The organism is Bacillus sp. CPT56D-587-MTF (assembly GCF_058792335.1).
Genome location: NZ_JBYTEF010000001.1, coordinates 277,991 through 295,017, shown reverse-complemented (window position 1 = coordinate 295,017; position 17,027 = coordinate 277,991). Strand labels below are relative to the sequence as shown.

At 37.3% G+C, this 17,027-nt stretch carries 12 protein-coding genes and 4 pseudogenes; 2 read left to right on the top strand and 14 right to left on the bottom strand.

The window, feature by feature from the left end; all coding sequences use genetic code 11:
- Positions 1 to 75 precede the first annotated feature (75 nt).
- Entirely contained in the window at positions 76 to 1,128 is a 1,053-nt protein-coding gene (gene bdhA, locus AC3WVZ_RS01440; RefSeq protein WP_000645827.1) for a (R,R)-butanediol dehydrogenase, read from the bottom strand.
- 225 nt (positions 1,129 to 1,353) lie between these two features.
- Here bdhA and AC3WVZ_RS01435 point away from each other — a divergent pair, with 225 nt between their 5' ends.
- Complete coding sequence (locus tag AC3WVZ_RS01435) at positions 1,354 to 2,508, top strand: MFS transporter (RefSeq protein WP_000873271.1); 1,155 nt, start codon at positions 1,354 to 1,356, stop codon at positions 2,506 to 2,508.
- Positions 2,509 to 2,524: 16 nt separating this feature from the next.
- On the opposite strand, the pseudogene AC3WVZ_RS01430 reads toward AC3WVZ_RS01435, so the two are convergent.
- From AC3WVZ_RS01430 to tnpC, 3 genes and pseudogenes are all read right to left on the bottom strand, one after another.
- Positions 2,525 to 2,737, bottom strand: a pseudogene (locus tag AC3WVZ_RS01430) (hypothetical protein); the annotation flags it as partial.
- Positions 2,738 to 3,166: 429 nt separating this feature from the next.
- Positions 3,167 to 3,292 (bottom strand): annotated as a pseudogene (locus AC3WVZ_RS01425) (hypothetical protein); the annotation flags it as partial.
- Positions 3,293 to 3,403: 111 nt separating this feature from the next.
- Positions 3,404 to 4,807: an IS66 family transposase gene (gene tnpC / locus AC3WVZ_RS01420; RefSeq protein WP_100910632.1), complete on the bottom strand. Its 1,404-nt coding sequence runs from the start codon at positions 4,805 to 4,807 to the stop codon at positions 3,404 to 3,406.
- A 125-nt stretch (positions 4,808 to 4,932) separates the two neighbouring features.
- On the opposite strand from tnpC, the gene AC3WVZ_RS01415 reads away from it, so the two are divergent.
- Positions 4,933 to 5,705, top strand: a protein-coding gene (locus tag AC3WVZ_RS01415) for an IS5 family transposase (protein ID WP_425594293.1) whose coding sequence is annotated in 2 segments (ribosomal slippage) — positions 4,933 to 5,263 and positions 5,263 to 5,705 — 774 coding nt in all. Because the reading frame shifts where the segments join, the coding sequence is not laid out codon by codon here.
- 68 nt (positions 5,706 to 5,773) lie between these two features.
- Here the strand turns inward: AC3WVZ_RS01415 and inhA2 are convergent.
- The 10 genes and pseudogenes from inhA2 to AC3WVZ_RS01365 form a co-directional block, all read right to left on the bottom strand.
- Positions 5,774 to 8,059 (bottom strand): annotated as a pseudogene (inhA2, locus tag AC3WVZ_RS01410) (M6 family metalloprotease immune inhibitor InhA2); the annotation flags it as partial.
- A 381-nt stretch (positions 8,060 to 8,440) separates the two neighbouring features.
- Positions 8,441 to 9,088, bottom strand: coding sequence for a fructose-6-phosphate aldolase (gene fsa, locus AC3WVZ_RS01405; RefSeq protein ID WP_000667670.1), 648 nt, complete (start codon positions 9,086 to 9,088; stop codon positions 8,441 to 8,443).
- 34 nt (positions 9,089 to 9,122) lie between these two features.
- On the bottom strand, positions 9,123 to 10,049 hold the full coding sequence (gene rbsB, locus AC3WVZ_RS01400) for a ribose ABC transporter substrate-binding protein RbsB (RefSeq protein WP_000758976.1): 927 nt from the start codon (positions 10,047 to 10,049) through the stop codon (positions 9,123 to 9,125).
- Positions 10,050 to 10,063: 14 nt separating this feature from the next.
- Positions 10,064 to 10,999, bottom strand: coding sequence for an ABC transporter permease subunit (locus AC3WVZ_RS01395; RefSeq protein ID WP_001074646.1), 936 nt, complete (start codon positions 10,997 to 10,999; stop codon positions 10,064 to 10,066).
- A 2-nt stretch (positions 11,000 to 11,001) separates the two neighbouring features.
- The gene (rbsA, locus tag AC3WVZ_RS01390) at positions 11,002 to 12,486 is read right to left on the bottom strand and encodes a ribose ABC transporter ATP-binding protein RbsA (RefSeq protein ID WP_000546778.1); all 1,485 of its coding nucleotides are present in this window, start codon (positions 12,484 to 12,486) and stop codon (positions 11,002 to 11,004) included.
- A gap of 18 nt (positions 12,487 to 12,504) precedes the next feature.
- On the bottom strand, positions 12,505 to 12,900 hold the full coding sequence (rbsD, locus tag AC3WVZ_RS01385) for a D-ribose pyranase (protein ID WP_000716152.1): 396 nt from the start codon (positions 12,898 to 12,900) through the stop codon (positions 12,505 to 12,507).
- Positions 12,897 to 13,794, bottom strand: a pseudogene (gene rbsK / locus AC3WVZ_RS01380) (ribokinase). The gene rbsD and the pseudogene rbsK overlap by 4 nt, the downstream one beginning before the upstream one ends.
- Positions 13,795 to 13,807: 13 nt before the next feature.
- A complete protein-coding gene (rbsR, locus tag AC3WVZ_RS01375) occupies positions 13,808 to 14,779 on the bottom strand; it encodes a ribose operon transcriptional repressor RbsR (RefSeq protein ID WP_000104051.1) in 972 nt (323 codons plus the stop codon).
- Between the two features lie 137 nt (positions 14,780 to 14,916).
- Positions 14,917 to 16,530: an MDR family MFS transporter gene (locus AC3WVZ_RS01370; protein ID WP_000437647.1), complete on the bottom strand. Its 1,614-nt coding sequence runs from the start codon at positions 16,528 to 16,530 to the stop codon at positions 14,917 to 14,919.
- Between the two features lie 19 nt (positions 16,531 to 16,549).
- Positions 16,550 to 17,008, bottom strand: a complete 459-nt coding sequence (locus AC3WVZ_RS01365; RefSeq protein WP_001132365.1) for a MarR family winged helix-turn-helix transcriptional regulator — start codon at positions 17,006 to 17,008, stop codon at positions 16,550 to 16,552.
- Positions 17,009 to 17,027: the final 19 nt, after the last annotated feature.

The following is a 17,027-nucleotide window of genomic DNA, read 5'->3' as shown; positions in this document are numbered from 1 at the left end:
TCTATCACCTTTCAGTATAGAAAAAAAGTAGCCCTCTTCTATTTCTAGAAAAGGGCTACTCTATTCGATTCTATCTTATTTAGGTGAAACAAGAATTTTCACTTGTGTTTTATCTTTTACAAGTGCTTCAAATCCTTCTTCAACAACTTGATCGACTGTAATTTTTTTCGTAATTAATTTCTCTGCTTGAATTTGACCAGAGCTAATTAATTTAATAACGGCTGGGAAGATGTGACGGTATCCTAAAATACCAATAACTTCTTTTTCTTTTAATACTAAATTATTTGGAGTAATTGTTGCGTCTTTTTCCCATACACTAACAATTACAGTTTGTCCTTCGAAGCTTGTACTTTCAATCGCTTGGCGTAGTACAACTTCAACACCTGTTACTTCAAAGCTAACATTTACACCTAAACCATTTGTTAAGTTACGAATTTCAGCTAACACATCTTGAGTTGCTGGATTTAATACATAATCCGCACCTGCTAATTTCGCTAACTCTTGACGTTCTTTAGAAAGTTCAACTGCAATAACAGGAGTTGCTCCTGCTGCTTTAGCTGCTTGGATAACAAGAAGTCCAATTGGACCGCAACCAAATACAGCTACAGCTTCCCCTTCTTTTAATTTACTTTGACGTACTGCATGAACTGCTACTGCTGCTGGTTCTACAAGCGCACCTTGTTCATACGTCATTTCATCTGGAATGTGATGAACCATATCTTCTGGTACTACTGTATATTCAGAGAAACCGCCGCCTTCTCCGCCAAGACCGTGGAAAACAAGTTGTTCACAAACATTGTAATGTCCATGTTTACAAGCTTCACATTTACCACAAGAATAAATTGGCTCTACAACAACGCGGTCTCCCACTTTATGAGATGTAACTCCTTCACCAATCTCTATTACCTCACCACTAAACTCATGACCTAAAATAACAGGTGCTTTCACATGTGTTAATGGATGTTCTTCTGTTGGAATAAAAATAGGCCCTGCTAAATATTCATGCAAGTCTGTCCCACAAATACCACACCATTTAACTTTGATTTTCACTGTTCCTGGTTTTACTGTTGGTTCTGGTACTTCTTCTACTCGTACATCACGTTGATTATGCCAAAGTAGTGCTTTCATTTTATACATCCCTCTCTATGTATATACTTAACCTGGTGAAGTTTACAATTCTATTATAATACTTCTATCCATATATTTCAAAAAAACAATCACATCCCCACTAATTTTTTACAAATAACGTTCAATATTTTGTCACTTTGTACTTTTTTCCACATCTGTTAATTCAATTTCATTGCAGGTGAAATTAGCATTGTGCCATAATAGCATAGGAGAGGTGAATATCGCTTGAAATATTTTATTTACTTTATCGTTATCGTGGCATTTTTAGATACATTTTCACAATTACCTATTATGAGTACTTTCGCTCAAAGCCTTGGAGGAACTCCTCTTATTATCGGGCTAGTTGTCGGTATGTACTCATTCGCTAATATGATCGGTAATATTATTGCTGGAGCCGCTGTCGATAAATTTGGTGCAAAAAAAATCCTTTATATAAGCATGGGAATTACGAGTTTCATAGTCTTGTTATACACCGTTGTTCAAAGTGGTGAACAACTATTAGTTGTGCGCTTTATGCATGGATTTAGTGATGGCTTTTTAATTCCTGCTGCCTTTACATTTTTATCAAAACAAACAAATGCAAAAAGACAAGGAAAAGCAATGGCTCTATCTGGTGCTGCTGTTGGAACAGCCGCAATCGTAGGACCTGCTTTCAGCGGTATTATGAAAGCAACAGCTGGCGTAGAGTGGGTCTTCATTACTATTTCTATTTTAATGGCTCTTGGTACGATCGTATCTCTATTCTTCTTACCAAATAACGTATCAAGAAAAGATACATCAAGAACACAAATGATGAACAAAGAAGATATGGTTGAACTTTTAAAATCAGAACCGTTATTACAAGCATATATTGGTGCTTTCACATTAATGTTTTCACAAGGAATTGTCACTTATATGTTACCAGTAAAAGTTGAGGCATTAGCGCTTAAAGCATCTACAACAGGCATGATGTTAAGTGTATTTGGTATAACTGCTATCCTCTTCTTCTTGCTTCCAACAAATCGTATTTATGATCGATTTAATCGTTCGAAACTAATGCTAATCGGAATTGCAGTTATGGCATTCGCATTATCTTTACTCGGATTATTTGCTACAAAAGGTATGCTCTTTATCGTAATGATGATTTATGGAATTGGATTCGCAATCCTCTTTCCGTCTATTAACGCTTTACTTGTTGAAAATACTACAGACGATAATCGCGGAAAGGCATTCGGATTATTTTATGCCTTCTTCTCATTAGGAGTTGTTGCTGGCTCCTTTACAGTCGGCGCAATCGGAGCATCACCTAGCATCAGCTTCATTATCGGGACAGCATTTTTATTAACATTTGCTGGGATGATTTATGTAAGAAGCAAAGTAAAAAAGACAATGATGGGATAATCCATCGTTGTCTTTTTTACTTTGCATATTTATATAATCCATAATACAATGGAAGCGTTGGAATAATGCCAATTAATTTAAATATAAAAGGTAATGGCTCATCTCGCTCTTCATATAAACGAAAAACAAAAACTGCAGTTAAAGTCCAACTGACGCTAAACAAGAAGATACATTTCCAAACAATCGAGGTTAATATTTGTATATCAAATACAAAACCAAAGAGCCCTATCGAATAGAACTCTTTTTGCCCAATATATTACTTTTGTGTATAACCAAATAACAATGTAAATAAATTGAGCCGTAAAGGCAATAATACATCTCTTCTTTTAAACAGAAAGTTTATAAATACTGACGATACTTCGACAATTTCCTCGGAAATATTTCCTTTCCCCACATAATTTGATACAGTACACATGAATAAACACTTGTATTACATAAAGTGAAACTTTAATCAGTGGGGGTTTTGTTCCTCCCCACTGATTATTAGTTGAACCAATCGGGCTTTTACGGGCAGTTGATCTCCCAACTAACTTCTTTACTTCCACTGAATTTTGAGGTGGGGATCTTACTGACCGTTAATGCGGGATAAACTAAAATAATAACTTACTGTACAAATTAAAAAGCACACTCTTCATATGAAGAATGTGCTTTTATGTTATTAACGTTTAATCCAAACAGCGCCTGCCGATTTATCTTCTGCCTGTCCAACAACTTGGAATTTAAGTCCAAGGTTTGGAACTTTTCTTCCTGCGTCTGCAATTTGCTTGTTACTATATACGTAACTACTCAGCTTCTTCAAATAAAAAAACAGGCCAAATACATGTTTCCGATTCGAAAACATGAAAAGAAAATACTCCAATCAGAGAAAGAATCTATGCCAAATAGAGAAATTCTCTTATGAAGTCGTGTTATTCCAAGGAACCGTTCTAGTTTCTATGACTTGGTTTATCGCTTGTAAGACCGATTGTTTTTGTTTTTTCATGGTACTCATAAAGCTTCGTATCTGACAAAAAGATTCTGCGCCTTTCTTACTTCGGAAAGTCCCAGACACTTTCTGTTTTACTTTCGTCATCCGAATATCCCGTTCTGCTTGATTGTTATCAAATGGAATGGCTGGATGTTCTAAAAACGCTAGAATTCTGTCAGAATACTTGACGAAGCGATTCCATAAATTTTGAGAAGGCGTCTGCTTTCCTTTCTTCTTTTGTTTCGTGGAAAGAATCTGTTGTTCTTTCAATATGGATTGATACATAATAAACAGATTCTTTTGCGTCGCTTTTGGCATGGTACCTTCGGATTGCTTTTTCATCGTCAACGCTTGCGTTAGAAATTTCTGCATCTGTTGTGCCCATTGTTCTCCAGTACTATCTATAATTCCTTGTAAATCTCGTAAGAGATGGGCATTACATAAAACGTGACGACAATCTGTATACGCATCATACGATTTCCAACCATCATGCATCGCAATTCCAGAAAAAGATGGCAAGATTTCTCCAGCATCCATTGCTTCTTTTCCACGTTTTTGATGAATATGTTGCAATGTCACCTCCGGTGTACTGGCAGTATGTAACCATTGTGTTTTGTTTTCTACACGCATACCAGTTTCATCAAAATGGACAACAGGAGACTGCAGAATCTTTTCCTTTACTTCTTTTATGAATGGCTGCAATTGAGAAGCGAAAGCCTGTGTATGATTTACCAGGGTTCCTTCGCTTATAGAATGTCCAAAACAATCCTGAAAGAATTCTTTTGTTCGCTTCAAAGAAATGCATTGATAATGCGTTAAATAGGGAATCAGTCTTTTTATATTTGGACCATATTGAACAGGACGAGATACTGTCGAAGGAAATTGGGCTTCTTGGATAGAATGGCAATGTGGGCATTCTTTCTGTTCTACTTTATGTTCTGTCACTTCGATCTGAATAGGTGGTAAGTCATACACTTGGCGAATGCGATACCCTTTTACAGGCTCGTGGTTCAAGGAAGTATGACAACAAGTACAATATGTAGGAGAATGTGTAATCGTATGATCTGGAGTCGCTGTCAAACCAAGAGTATGTCCCTTGTGGCCCAACTGGCCACCCGTTTGACGATGAGACGGTTTGCGCAAACTTTTTGTAACGGGCTTACCCAAACCATCTGTAGAAGGTGGCTTATGACTATTTTTGGAGTTTTTTTTTGAAGCATTTTCTAGTTCTTGTATACGTTTTTCTAACTTAGAAAATGTTTCTTCAAATAAAGAAATAACAGCTTCAGGTCCTTTTTTATATGTATCTAAAATAATTTTTCGATCGACCATAAGATTCACCTCCCCTGTTTGATATACTCAGTATTTACAAATGGGAGGCATATGAAACTAGGGTGTGTCTAAAAACTATTTCTATGGTAGGATTACCTCAAACCATTTAGAGAGAGGTATTTTCTATGACGCCACGCCGCTACGAACTTACAAATGAACAATGGGAACAAATCAAAGACTTTTTCCCACCGTATTCTACTGGTCGTCCGCCTAAAAGAAGTAATCGTGAAATGTTCAATGCTATTTTATGGATAGCTAGGAGCGGCGCTCCCTGGCGTGATTTGCCGGACCATTACGGCTTATGGAAAACCGTGTATGCTCGCTTCTGCAAATGGCGTGATGAAGGTGTCCTACTGACCATTTTTCAAGAATTAAATGCTGAACCGGATTTTGAAAATCTCAGCATAGATTCAACCAGTATCAAAGCGCATCAACATAGTGCTGGTGCAAAAAAAAGGCCATAAATCATGAGTTTCATCAGCATATTGGCATGAGTCGCGGTGGAAAAACTACCAAAATCCATACAATTGTTGATGGTTTAGGCAACCCCATTTTATTTCATTTGACTGGCGGAAATATTTTTGATAGCACTCCAGTTTGCGAGCTTTTGGATGAAATACCAATTAAGGGCAGCAATATTCTTGGTGACAAAGCCTATGGTTCTCATACGATTCGTAACTATATTACCAATCATGAAGCAACCTATACCATTCCACCCAGATCAAATGCGAAAGCTCCTTGGAATGTGGATTGGTATTTATATAAAGAACGCCATTTAGTGGAGTGTTTTTTCAATAAAATCAAGCATTTCCGTAGAATCGCAACACGGTATGATAAGCTGGCATCTTCTTTTTTAGCCTTTGTGTATATCGCTGCCATTTTTCGATTAACACAATGAACAACAGTTTTTAGACACACCCTAGTAAAATTTAAAAAAGACACCGAAAGGTGGCTGAGTAGTTACCTATATACTTTTGAATCATCAAAAGTTGTAACACCTTGTAATCCAGAATAGTTAAACTGACCACGTGTTAATGAATTTACACTCCATGCTGGTGTTTTATCAAATGAAAATGCTGCATCTGCAATTTGCATGCCTGTATTACCGTATGCTGGTTTTCCGTTTAAATTACCAACTAGCGCTTCTGGATGAGAATCTACAACACCAAGGAATCCTTCACCTGGATGCACCCCAACCCAGTTATCTTTGAAACTATCATCTGCATACCAAACGACAAGACCTGTATTATACACTGGACCTTTTCCTGCTTTTAAACCATTATCTGATCCCGCATAATTTCTCCACTCTAAGTAGTAATAATGAGCTTTCTTCTCTGTCCCATCAGAAACAACAAAACCATTTAAATTCATTTTAGACTGTCCTTCTGCATCATCAAAAAATACAACTTGTCCATCAACAGTTACATTTACATTGTCTATCGCAAAACCTTTATATGTTACAGCCGGATCTGTAATATAGTCGAATTGTAGTTTCACTTTTTTGCCTTTAAATTGACTTAAATCATATGATTTATCAATCCATTTCCCATCTGTTGTATCTTTATCTCCTTGGACTACTTTTTCCCCAAGTCTATCAATTAATGTTTTCGTTCCATCTTCTGTTACTACATGTACTTCGACGAAATCGCACTCTGCTTCTAACTCATAATTTGCTTTATAATCGAATTTTGCATTTGTTCCCTTTGTTAAATCAAAGAATGGTGTCTCTAACGTTGTATGCATATCATCGCCTCTTGTACTATAATATGCATGCTTTCCAAACTCCGGTTTAATCGTTTCAACACTTTTACCTGGTAAGTTAACACGTACAACGCCTGGACGATTTGATTTCGTAACACTTTGATCAATATAGGTAGGAACTCCCACACCACTCTTAATTTTATCGTAATCTACTTCTAATATTTTTGCCCAGTTACCACCCATATTCTTTTGTAAGAAGTCTTTATTTTGTGGTGAAAAACTAGTCGGCTCTGTTCCTGCGATTTTCCCTGTCCAACTACCTCCACTCATTAATGACCAAGCTTCGACTGGTGAACCATTTCCAGTATATTTCGTGTCATATTCATCTGGTAATCCAAGATCATGTCCAAATTCATGTGCAAACACACCTACAGCTCCATCTTCTGGTTCAATTGTGTAATCATGTGCTGCTACTTTACCACCAAAGTAATCTACCTTTGATTTCGTACCTTCAATCGCTACTGGATCTACTGCTAATTTTGAACGATGTGACCAGATCGCATCATCACCTAATTTACCGCCACCAGCTTCTTGCCCAACACCAGCATGGATTACCATTAAATGATCAATTACACCGTCAGGTTCATTTTGATTCCCGTCCCCGTTTGTATCATATCTATCAAATTGATCAAACTGAGATAAATCTAGTCCTTTCTCAGCAGCTGCATGCAAAGCTTCTTTCACTAAATCACGTGCACCCTTTGGACCTTTATTATCGTGACCACTGCTACCATCAGCTCCATAATCAGATGCTTTTCCTGGAACAGTTAGCCACTCCGTTACATATCCATCTGTCGTATAACTACCACCAGACTGCTCTTCATAGTATTGTTTAAACGTTTTTACTTTTGAACCATCAAATAAAGTATACGGCTCATTACCGAACAACATCTTTTGATAATGTTCTCTACTAAAGTCTTCCGAATACATATAACCTGGTGTTTGATCAATATTATTATGTTTATAATCACTAAATTCAACGAGTAACACTAATACTTTATCCGATCGAACAGATCCCTTATATGGAGCTTGCTTTGCTTTTGAAGTTGGAACTTGCCCATTCAATTGCTTTTTATTTGGTTCTGGCTTTTGCTCAAGGCTAACATTTTTTTCAGCCTTTTTTACATTTTCCTTTTCTTCCATCTTTTTCTCTTTTACTTTTTTTGTGAAATCAGATGTTTCTTGTGAGTGAGCATCTGGAAGAATTTCTTTATTCGCCTGATCTCCTTGTTTCTTTTCAATATATTGCTCAACAGCTTTTTTCGTCTCTTCTTTAGAAGATGCTGGATTAATTGTTCCTCTTTCTTTCAGAGCTTCCGCTAAACGATCTTCTTGAATTAAATTGTAATCAATTGGTGTTGTAGATACACTATCTTTCTCTTTTGCTACCGTTTCTGCATATGCTAACGGAGCACTCATTACAGATGTACATCCGATAATTGCCGCAATTGCTAATGATGACAACACTTTAAATGGTGCTTTTCTTCTCATTCCATTTCTCCCCTTTATAAAACTTAAAATTCAGATAAATCGGTGCATTTTTGTCCAAATCTCTGTTTACTACCCTCCCTATATAAAAAGACATAATTCTATAAACATTAAGCTTTTTGTTATAGAATCATGCCCTCCAGTTTTCTGGTCAGACCCTCTATCTTTTTATCTCTTGGTTCAATTAATAATCAGTGGGGGGATGAACAAAGCCCCCACTGATTAAAGTTTCACTTTATGTCGAAATATTAAAAATAAAGAGTTATGTGACATATATTAAATATCTTATATAACAAATTTAAAAGACAATATGCAAAATTGCATGAAAATTCTTTTAAATAAAAAAGAATCCTAGTCAATTAAACTAGGATTCTTGCTTTTCTATTATTTCTCTTGTGTTTTTTCCCAATCAGCTAAGAATTTCTCAATTCCTTGATCTGTTAATGGGTGCTTCACTAATGAAGCAATTACGTTTGCTGGGATTGTTGCAATATGTGCACCGTTTAATGCTGCGTCAGTTACGTGAACGCTGTGACGTACAGATGCTGCGATGATTTCTGTTTCGATACCATGAATTGCAAAGATTTCTGCGATTTGACGAATTAAATCCATACCGTTATGACCGATATCATCTAAACGACCTAAGAATGGTGAAACGTACGTTGCACCAGCACGAGCAGCAAGTAATGCTTGAACTGCTGAGAATACTAATGTAACGTTTGTACGAATTCCTAAATCAGAGAACGCTTTTACTGCTTTTAAACCTTCTGTTGTCATTGGAACTTTTACAACAACGTTTGGAGCAATCTTCGCTAATTCTTTTCCTTCTTCAATCATTTTATCAGCTTCTAAGCTAATTACTTCTGCACTTACAGGTCCTTCTACAACGTTGCAAATTTCACGAATGCGCTCGTGGAAATCTACGCCTTCTTTTGCTACAAGTGATGGATTTGTCGTTACTCCAGCTAATACGCCTAATTCATTTGCCTCTTTAATTTCGTTAATGTTTGCTGTATCAATAAAGAATTTCATTTGTTGTTCTTCCTTCCTAATTTTCATTTTATATTTATTTATTTTTCTTAATAAGCTCTAATTCAATCGGAATAGATTTGTCCACTTTTTTACCTTGTGTTATCTCTTTTGCTGTTTGCATCGCCTTCTCTCCGATTAATTCTGGTTTTTGAGCGACTGTTGCAGCCATACGCCCATCGTTAACCGCTTTCACAGCATCTTCTGTTGCATCAAATCCAACAACTACTACATCTGTTTTTCCAGCAGACTTCAATGCTTCAAGTGCACCTAATGCCATCTCGTCGTTATGAGCAAACACGGCTTTAATATCGCTATTTGCTTGCAAAATGTTTTCCATAACAGATAATCCTTTCGCTCTATCAAAATCAGCCGCTTGTTTGGCAACTACTTTTAAAGACTTATCGGCTACGTTATGGAATCCTTTCCCACGTTCACGAGCAGCAGACGATCCAGGGATTCCTTCTAACTCAGCAACGTTTGCTCCTTCGCCGACTAATTCACGAATGTAATCACTAGCCATTTGACCACCTTCGATATTATTAGATGCAATGTGAGAAACAACCTTACCTGAATTCGCAACGCGGTCTACTGTAATAACAGGAACATTTGCTGCGTTTGCTGCACTTACTGCTGAAGCAACAGCATCTGAATCGGTCGGATTAATAACAACTACATCGACACCCTTTTGAATTAAATCTTCAACATCGTTCGTTTGCTTTGCTGCATCATTTTGCGCATCAACAGCAATCAATTCGATGCCACTATCTTTCGCTTTCTTTTCTGCCCCCTTTTTCAAAGTTACAAAGAAGGGATTATTTAAAGTTGAAACAGAGAATCCAACTTTAATAGTTTTATTTCGACCTTTATCGCTAGAATCCTTTGCCCATTCTGGCGGTTCCATTGAACAACCAGCAGTAATGACCATAATACATGCAACGAGTATAAGTAACCATTTCTTCATGAACTGTCCCTCCATTACGCTTCTTTTCTACGATCAATTAATACAGCTAATAAGATTACAAGTCCTTTTACAACTTGTTGGAAGAAAGAAGATACACCTAATAAATTTAAACCGTTATTTAGTACACCGATAATAAGTACACCGATGAATGTACCAACAATCCATCCTCTTCCCCCAGAAAGACTTGTTCCACCTAATACAACTGCTGCAATTGCATCTAATTCATAAGAAGTACCTGCAGTCGGCTGTGCAGAATCTAATCGCGATGTTAAGACAATACCTGCAAGCGCTGCCAAAATTCCGGAAAGACCGTAAATCATTACTTTAATTCTCGTAACATTAATACCTGATAGTGCTGCTGCTTCTTCATTTCCACCAATTGCAAATGTACGGCGACCAAATGTCGTTTTCTTCAAAATGAAGTACAGTACTGCGAAAGCGATCATCATTGTAACAGCGGGTACCGGAATACCAAGAAAATAACCGCGGCCAAACATTTGGAACATTAAATGATCACCAAGACCAGTGATCGGACGTCCGTCCATATAAACAAGCGTCAACCCACGAAAAATAGTCATTGTTGCTAAAGTTGCAATAAATGGAGCTACTTTTCCTTTCGCAATGATGATACCGTTTACAATTCCCATTACAAGACCTGCTAATAGTCCAACTACCATTGCAAGGAACGGATCCATGCCACTTGCCATCATTCCAGCAACAAGTGCACTTGATAATGCTAAAATAGAACCTACCGATAAGTCAATACCCCCTGTTAAAATTACGAAGGTCATTCCAAATGCAATAAGCGCATTAATCGATACTTGACGCAGTATATTAAATAAATTTGGAATTTCAATGAACGCTGGATTTAAAGCTGTAATTACGACGATAATTAATACTAAACCGATTAAAGAACCGAGTTGTTGTAATACATTCCCCTTCTTAGCCATCCTTACTCTCCCCCTGTAGCTAGTGCCATAATAGACTCTTGTGATGCCTCATCTTTCCCTAAAATTCCGCCGACTTTTCCTTCATGAATAACAAGAACTCGATCACTCATCCCTAAAACTTCCGGAAGCTCAGATGATACCATAATAACGGCATCGCCTTGCTCTGTAAGCTTATTCATAATAGAGTAAATTTCTTTTTTCGCTCCAACATCGACACCTCTTGTTGGCTCATCTAAAATGAGTAATTGCGGATGAATGCCTAGCCATTTTGCGATTACAATCTTTTGCTGATTTCCACCAGAAAGAGATTTCACTGCCTGCTCTCCGCTAGATGCTTTCACATTAAGAAGCTTCATCATATCCTCTGTAAACTGTTGTTCTAGCTCATTGCTTAGAACACTTCCCTTTGAAAGATTTTCTAAATTCGGTAAAGCTAAATTTTCTCGAATTGAAAAATCTAACACTAATCCTTCAGACTTTCTATCTTCTGTAATGAAAGCAATTCTTTGTCTAATTGCATCTATTGGACTATCAATCTTTACTTCTTGTCCATTTATAAAAATTTGTCCAGAGTCTAAAGGTTCATAACCAAATATCGCTTTCATAATATCAGTGCGACCAGCCCCCATCAAACCAGCTACACCAAGGATTTCACCTTTCCTCACTTGAAACGAAACATTTTCAAATTTCCCTTTCTTCGTTCCATTACGCATTTCAAAAATGACATCACCAATTTGACTATTTCGCTCTGGGTAACGTTCACCAATGCTGCGCCCCACCATCATACTCACTACTTCATCAAATGATGTTTCTGGAATTAATCTCTTTCCCACGTATTCTCCATCACGCAAAATCGTAATAGCATCACATATTGAGAAAATCTCTTCCATACGATGCGAAATGTACACGAATGAAACACCTTCTTTACGTAACTTATTGATTACTGTAAAGAGCGTTTCGATTTCACGATCCGTCAGTGCCGCAGTAGGTTCATCCATAATAATAACGCTCGCGTTTGTCATTAATGCTTTCGCAATTTCGATAATTTGCTGTTGTCCAACCGATAATTCCTCTGCTAACATAGCGCCTCTTACATGCAGCCCTAGCTCTGCTAGTTGCTGCTGCGCAATCGCGTTCATTTGTCGAGTGCGTAAAATACCTGTTTTCCCATACATTAACTCTTTACCGAGAAACATATTTTCAGCTACTGTTAAATTCGGCAATATGTTTAGTTCTTGATGTATAAATGCGATGCCGTACTCTTCAGCTTCTTTCGCATTTTTAAAGGTGCGCTCTTGCCCATCAATCTTGATTGTCCCACCATCTTTTTTGTATACACCTGTTAAAATCTTCATGAGCGTTGATTTACCCGCTCCATTTTCCCCCATCAATGCATGGACTTCTCCTGTTTCAATCATAAACTGTGCATTCTTCAAAACAGGATTGCCATTGAACGCCTTTGAAATGTTTTTCATTTCAATATGCATTCCCATCACTTCCCTTTATTAAAAAATCACGCCTGCATGTAAAATTACATTTGCATAAGGCGTAGCCTCGCCTGTACGAATAATTGCCTTCGCTTTCTTTGTATGCTCTTTAAATTGTTCATGAGATACATACTCAAATGCTGGCTCTATTAATTTCCGTTCGATCTCTTTATTTACTTCCGCATTATTTATAATGACTTCTTCTGCTAACGTCACTTTTTCGATTGCCATATCATCAGCTACAACTTGTAACACCTCTAAAAAACTCGGTTTTCCAATCTCAACAGCTAAATCAATTCGTTTTACTCCGTCAGGAATTGGTAAACCGCAATCAGCAATTACAACCGTATCTGTATGCCCAAGTGAAGCAAGGACTGCCGCGATTTCACTGTTTAATACACCATGCTTTTTCATCCAACAATCACCTGCACTTCACGCACTCGATCTCTCGTTGGCATACCGCCCTGTGCCCCAAGTTTCGTTACAGAAAGACCACCGGCAATATTCGCGAAACGAATTGCTTTTTGAAGTGTCTTCCCTTCAGAAAGTGCAACTGCTAACGCACCATTAAATGTATCACCAGCTCCAGTTGTATCCACTACATCAACAGCAATGCTAGGAACATGTACAATCTCTGTTCCATTATGGAAACGAACACCGTTAGAACCTTCTGTCATCAATAATTTATTTGGATACTTCGCCAATAAATCTTCAATTGGTGATGTAAAATCATCTAATACGATGCGGCACTCATGTTCATTTGGCGTAATATAAGTTGCTTTTTCTAAAATTTCTTCTGATAAAACTTGTGCTGGCGCTGGATTCAACATAACAGGAATATTATGTTCCTCACAAATAGCCAATACATATTTTACTGTTTCAAGTGGAATTTCTAGTTGAAGAACAACCATATCCGCTTTTACAAGAAGGTCTTTGGAGCGATCTACAACTGACTTATTTACAAGAGCATTTGCCCCTTGTACGACAACAATACTGTTATCTTCTTCTGCTAAAACGATATGAGCAATTCCTGTCGTTCTATCTGTAACCGGTACCACATAATCGATAAAAATGCGTTCGTTCTCTAAATTTTTTCTAACTACTGTTCCATAATCATCATTTCCTACCGCTCCAACCATTGCTACATTTGCTCCTAACCTAGCTGCAGCAACTGCTTGGTTTGCCCCTTTCCCTCCTGGGATTGTATGAAACGCTTCACCAATTACTGTTTCTCCTGCTTTCGGCCGTTTTTTTTGAAACAGCCACTAAGTCCATTGAAATGCTTCCTACTACTGCAATATTTGGCATCTGTTTCATCTCCTTACTTCGTTGTATTTCGTTCTATAATTTCAATTGGCAAACGATAGTGTTTCTCTTCTAATGTATTTCCTTCCATTTGCTCTAACAACAACTCTGTTGCAATTTTCCCCATTTCATATATCGGTTGTGCAACTGTTGTAATAGATGGATACATCATTTCCGTTAAAGAAATGCCATCAAATCCGATAATTTGTAAATCATCTGGAATGGCAATCCCCTTTTGAAGTGCAGCCTTTACAATACCAATCGCAATTAAATCATTCCCAGCAACAATACCATCAATATGCGGGTATTCTTCTAATAATTCCATCGCTACACGCTCACTATTTGCTGGCTCAAACGTACTCTCCGCAATCATATACGAAAGATTATTTTGCGTAATAACGTCTACAAAACCTTCAAAACGTTCATTTGCAGTACTCACATCACGTGGTCCGCGAATATGTGCAATATGTTTACATCCTTTATCTAGTAACAACTTTGTCGCAGCCTGACTTCCTGCATAGTTATCTGCATATACAGTAGGAATACGCTCATTAAACATACGGTCAATCGCAACAACCGGAACAGATAAATTCATGTAATTAACACTATTTTGTGGATTCGTTGCTACAATAAATCCATCTACATTATTTTGTCTAAGTACATCAATGTATTGTTTCTCTTTTTCTAAACTTTCATCAGAGTTACAAAGAACAACTGTGTAACCTTGTTTATGTGCTACATCTTCTACGGCACGTGCAACTTCTGGAAAGAACGGATTCACGATATTCGGAACAACTAAGCCAATTAAACGAGACTTTTTATTATACAGTGAACGCGCTACTGTACTAGGCTTATAATCTAACATCTCTATTGCACGCTCTACCTTTTTTAATGTATCTTCATGAACATATCCATTTTTATTTAGAACTCTGGAAACGGTCGCAACAGATACTCCCGCTAATTTCGCAACGTCTTTAATCGTACTCATTCTCTTTTCTCCTCATTTCATGTAACCGTTTACAGAAAATAATATAACGTATTTCTAAAAATACGTCAATCATTTCTCACTAAAAAGCTTTTAAGGTTATACTCAAAAAAGCACCGCCATAAGGCGATGCTTCTTCATTACGAGTATGATACAGTTTTTTCTTTTTCTTCAACAGCAGGCTCTTCAGCATCTTTTTTACGATCTGATAGTTTAATTTTTTGTAAGAAAATCGTAAAGATGGCACCTACTACGATAAATACTAATCCTGTTAAGAATACAGTATGAAGCGAGTCTACTAAAGAGTTTTTCAAAATAGGTACAATGCTGTTAGCAAACGCTTCTGGCATTTGTTTTAATGCCTCTGGGCTAAATAGCATCGAATATAAACCTTGTGGATCTGTGTGAATCATATCTTTAAATTTCGTTACCATTTGTCCCGCTTCTTTCGGGAATGTATCTAATACAGGTACTAATTTATTTGTTAACGTTGTACCTGAAGTGTTATTCATAATTGATCCTAAAATTGTAATACCAAATGTTCCACCAATTTGACGGAAGAACTGACTTGATGACGTTACGACACCAAGGTCTTTTTTCGGGAAGCTTTCTTGTAACGCTAATGTTAATGTCGGCATTACAAGACCCATTCCTAAACCGATAACCATCATATAAGAAGTAGCTGTAAGCTTCGTTGTGTGCATATCCATCGTTGTTAATAGCCAAAAACCACCGGCCATAATAAGCATACCTGCGATAATTTGTGGTTTTACACCAACTTTTAATACAAGTTGCCCACCGATAATACTCATTACAATCATTGTAATCATCATTGGAGTCATAATTGTTCCTGATTCAGCAGCACTTACTCCTACAATACCTTGCATGAAGAATGGTACGAACATAATCGCGCCGAACATTCCAATACTCATAAAGAATCCAATCGCATTCAGTATTGTAAATGTGCGATTTTTAAAGAAATGCATTGGTAAAATCGGCTCTTCAGCTTTCGTTTCAACAATAACAAAGCTAACGATACCAATTACAGCTAGTGCGAATAAACCGATAATTTGCCAAGAATCCCATGCATAATCTTTTCCGCCAAACGTTAGCGCAAGTAATAAACTTACAACACCTAGAATCATCGTAAAGATTCCAGCGATATCAATTTTAATTGGTCCTGTTTGTTTATGTGATTTTAATCCCATTGCAATAAAGATTGTTGCTAAAATACCAACCGGTAAGTTAATGTAGAATACCCATCTCCAGTTCACTGCATCTACAATCCAACCACCAACTTGCGGTCCAATTACAGAAGCAAGACCGTATAACGCACCAAAAATACCTTGCCATTTCGCACGTTCTTTTCCCGTGAACATATCTCCAATAATAATCATAGCCATTGGCATCATAATACCGCCACCAAGACCTTGAATACCACGGAAAATAATTAATTCTGTCATACCATTCGCCATACCACATAACGCCGAACCAATCATGAAAATAACTAGCCCTGTTATATATACGTTACGACGACCAAGTAAATCCGCTAATTTACCTGCAATTGGTACAACTGTCGTTGATGTTAACATATAAGCTGTCGTTAACCATGTCATTAAACTTAATCCGCCTAGGTCACCGACGATACGTGGCATTGCTGTACCAACAATTGTTCCATCTAATGCAGCAAATAGCATCGCGATTACTAAACCGATTAACAACAACTTTCTATTTTGATTTTCTTGTTGCTCCATGTAATCTCCTCAATTCCTCTTAGTTATTCTCTTTTTTCTCTTGTGTCCCGCAAATAATGGTTTCTAACTTCTCAAAGAGACGTAATAAATCTTCTCTTTCTTGCAACTCTAAATGTGAAAAGTATTTTGCAATATGCTCGTTGCGAGCTGTCATTGCCTCTTCTACTCTAGCTTTCCCCTTTTTCGTTAACTCGATGATGACAACACGACGGTCATCTTTGTCGTGATAGCGTTCTACAAGTTCTTGATCGATTAGACGATCAATCATCACTGTAATTGCGCTAGGCTTCACATACATCTTTTTTGCTAATGTTGTCGCTCTTGAAGCCCCATAATGATCTAAAATCTTTAAAATATAAAACTGCGGTGGTGTAAGTCCTGTTGCTTGCATTTGTTCTAATAACTCCGTCTGCATTTTCTTTCCAATCGAAAAGGCAAGAGCTTGAATTTTATCGATATGCGTCATATCATTTGGCATGTTATCCACCTCTTATTTA